4 protein-coding genes and 1 tRNA gene are annotated in these 3,369 nt (G+C 55.6%); 1 reads left to right on the top strand and 4 read right to left on the bottom strand.

The window, feature by feature from the left end; genetic code table 11:
* Window positions 1-4 precede the first annotated feature (4 nt).
* Window positions 5-81 (top strand) — tRNA-Pro (locus JXO48_09275).
* Between the two features lie 4 nt (window positions 82-85).
* On the opposite strand, the gene JXO48_09270 is transcribed toward JXO48_09275, so the two are convergent.
* The 4 genes from JXO48_09270 to JXO48_09255 form a co-directional block, all read right to left on the bottom strand.
* On the bottom strand, window positions 86-1,294 hold the full coding sequence (locus JXO48_09270) for a type II secretion system F family protein (GenBank protein MBN2284066.1): 1,209 nt from the start codon (window positions 1,292-1,294) through the stop codon (window positions 86-88).
* 109 nt (window positions 1,295-1,403) lie between these two features.
* Window positions 1,404-2,138, bottom strand: a complete 735-nt coding sequence (rlmB, locus tag JXO48_09265) for a 23S rRNA (guanosine(2251)-2'-O)-methyltransferase RlmB (GenBank protein ID MBN2284065.1) — start codon at window positions 2,136-2,138, stop codon at window positions 1,404-1,406.
* A 27-nt stretch (window positions 2,139-2,165) separates the two neighbouring features.
* Complete coding sequence (gene pyrF / locus JXO48_09260; GenBank protein MBN2284064.1) at window positions 2,166-2,936, bottom strand: orotidine-5'-phosphate decarboxylase; 771 nt, start codon at window positions 2,934-2,936, stop codon at window positions 2,166-2,168.
* A complete protein-coding gene (locus tag JXO48_09255) occupies window positions 2,899-3,174 on the bottom strand; it encodes a DNA-directed RNA polymerase subunit omega (GenBank protein ID MBN2284063.1) in 276 nt (91 codons plus the stop codon). Before JXO48_09255 ends, pyrF begins: the two co-directional genes overlap by 38 nt.
* Between the last annotated feature and the right edge of the window lie 195 nt (window positions 3,175-3,369).

The raw sequence follows: 3,369 nt of genomic DNA, 5'->3' as shown, positions 1-3,369 counted from the left end.
GTGTCGGGATGTGGCCCAGTCTGGTAGGGCACTGCGTTCGGGACGCAGGGGTCGCGCGTTCGAATCGCGCCATCCCGACCATTTATTATCCAATCGCCCCCGCCATGGAGAATATGGGCAGGTAAAGCGCTATGATCATACCTCCCACCATGCCCCCGATGAAAACCATCATGAACGGCTCAAGCAGGGCCGTCATGGCATCCACAGCGGCGTCCACCTCATCGTCATAAAAATCGGCTATCTTGGCAAGCATGGCGTCAAGTGCGCCGGTATTCTCCCCCACACCGATCATGGACACGACCATAGAGGGAAAGATACCCGCCGCCGCCAGCGGTTCGGCGATGGTTCGTCCCTCACTGATGCTTTTTCGGGTATCCATCAGCGCATTTTCCACCACCTTGTTCCCGGCCGTTTTACTGACGATCTCAAGCCCGTCCAGGATGGGAACACCGCTGCTGATCATGGTCGACAGGGTCCGTGAAAATTTCGCGACGGCGACCTTCTTCATGAGAATACCGAAAACAGGCGACTTGAGGACCATCATATCGATCTGCAGTCTTCCTCGTTCCGTTTTGTAATATCTTCTAAACGCGTAAACAATGGCAACCATACCCCCGAGAATATACAGAATATTGGCACTGACGAAATGACTCGCATCCACGAGAAACTGTGTAGGGGCGGGCAGGGCAGACCCGAAGCTGGAGAACATCTCTTCAAAGACGGGAACCACCTTGTAGAGCAGCAGGATGGTGACGGCAATGGCAATGACCAGCGTGGCAATAGGGTAGGTCATGGCGCTTTTGACCTTCCCCTTCAGTTTCAGTGCCTTTTCCATGTATGCCGAGAGCCGGTTCAGGATCACGTCAAGAATACCACCGGCTTCACCGGCCGCCACAAGGTTGACAAAGAGTTCGTCAAAAACATCGGGATACTTTTTCAGCGCGTCTGTCAGCGATATTCCCCCTTCGATGTCATCCTTGACAGTGGTGATGATATTCTTGAACGTCTTGTTGGGTTCTTCCTGGGACAGCAGATCGAGGCACTGAATGATAGGAAGACCAGCATTGATCATCGTGGCGAACTGACGGGCAAAGACGACCACATCCTTTTCCTTGACCTTCTGCTGAAAGAAGGGAATCTTTTCCAGAAGGTCCTGTGGTTTCTTCCGAATGGTGGTAGTTTTAATGCCCTGCCGGCGGAGATGAATCCTGACGGCACTTTCATCGTCAGCCTCTATCTCACCCTTTCTTTCCTCGTTCTTCCGGGTGACTCCTTCCCACAGATAAATGGGCATAACCGATCCCCCTTACATATATTTAGGCTTGAAACGATGTTGATTATAGCAGATTTATCACCGAAGTCGTCAAGTTTTTGATGGCCTCGTAAAAAGTCGTAAAACAAAATCAGGACAAAACCGATCTTCTGCGGACTATTTCGTGAATAATGATCCCGCCTGCCACTGCGACGTTCAGGGAATCAAAGGCACCCGCCATGGGAATGGAGATCAGAAAGTCACACTTCTTCCTTACGAGGTGCCGTATCCCCTTCCCTTCGCTCCCCAGGACGAGCCCCACATTGCCTCCGTAATCATGTGCATGGATATCGGTGTCGCCTCGCGCATCGGCACCGTAGATCCAGAAATTCCACTCCTTCATGGCGTCTATCGCGCGGGCGAGGTTGACTACACGGGTGACCGGTATGTACTGGGAGGCACCGGCCGATGCCTTGACGACGGCGGGTGTGACGGGTGCAGCCCGGTCTTCGGGGATGACGATGCCGTGAACACCGAAGCAATGGGCCGTGCGGATCAGAGAGCCCAGGTTGTGAGGATCGGTGACACCGTCAAGGATCAGGACCAGGCCGTGCCCATCGGCCGCCGCGGCGACCATATCCTCGAACGGGGCATATTGAAATTCCTTTCCCCTGCAGGCGATCCCCTGATGCGACGTCGAACCGGTCACGGCGTCGAGATATGGCCGCCGGCATCGTTCCACGGGGATGGCCCGTCGCGCCGCTATGGCGAGTATCTGTTCAATGTCGGGAGTTGTTTTTCCGCGTGCGATAAAGATACGTTCTACAGTGCCGTCACTTCTCCGCAGGGTCTCCAGTACCGGATGTATGCCGTAGATCATCTCCATGCGTATATCCAGGTCGGCGGTGAGAGGTCACTCTCTCAGGGCAAGTCCTGCAGAGATCTCCTCCCCTATCGCCTCGGCAACCGCCAGGGGATCCGGGGCCGTTCTGATGGGTCTTCCCACTACGATATAGTCCGCCCCCCTCCGTACCGCCTCTTTCGGAGCAAGGGTTCGCTTCTGGTCATCAGCACCGGAAGCATCATATCGGATCCCCGGAGTGACAATGACGAATGAATCCCCGCAGGCCTCGCGGATGGGAAGGATTTCCCGGGGTGACGCCACGACACCCGACAGACCGGCGTCCCTGGCCAGGACGGCCAGGCGAACGGCAAGATCGCCCGCCGGAAGGCTGAACCCCACCTCGGCCACATCATCATCGTCAAGACTGGTTAGAACCGTAACGGCGAGAACGATGGGGACGGGCCGGTCGAGACGGGCCGCCCGTGTCCGGACAGCTTCCATTGCCTCCGTCATCATCCGCCTTCCTCCCGCCGCGTGCACGTTCAACATGGAAACATCGAGGGCGACCGCATTCTCCGCCGCCCGGGCCACCGTATTGGGTATATCATGATATTTCAGATCGAGAAAAACCCTGCCGCCCCGTTCCAGTACCGCCTGAACAACGGCCGGACCGAAGCGGGTAAAGGCTTCCTTGCCGATCTTGAACAGCCCTACGTGGTTTTTCAGGCGATCAACCCATTTCATCGCGGCCGCCATGTCATCGGTCACGTCAAGAGCGAAGATCAGTCGTTCTCTGCCGCCGTCATTCACTATCTTCCTCACCCCTGTCGGTATCACCATCCACCGCCTCGATCTGCTTTACGGCGGTCCCGATCAACCTGAGATTCTCGGGGTAAGCGTAGCGGACCTTCCCTTCGGCGATCTCCCTGAGTGCCGTTACAACCTCCCGGTTGCCCTTTTTCTCGGCCATGGGCTTCGACCCCCGGAAAAGCTGACGCACCCGCTGGGCGGCGAGAATGGTCAGGGCGAACCTGTTTTCCGCCTGTTCCAGGGCGTCTTCTACGGTAATTCGTGCCATCTGTCAGTTACCTCCTGTGTTTCCTGATTAATATTCTTGACGACTTCCGTCTATGTTGTTCTTACGTTCCGTTGTAAAATCCCCCTTGATCCCCCTTTGCTAAAGGGGGATCTGAAGGAACAGTTTATATCACACGTTTCATGATGTTCACTTTGCCACTTTGCCACTTTGCCACTTTGCCACTTTGCCACTTTG

Source organism: Deltaproteobacteria bacterium, assembly GCA_016933965.1.
Taxonomy (GTDB): Bacteria; Desulfobacterota; Syntrophia; order Syntrophales; family UBA2210; genus JAFGTS01.
Note: the sequence above shows the minus strand (reverse complement) of the source record. Positions and strands in the feature narration are given on the sequence as shown.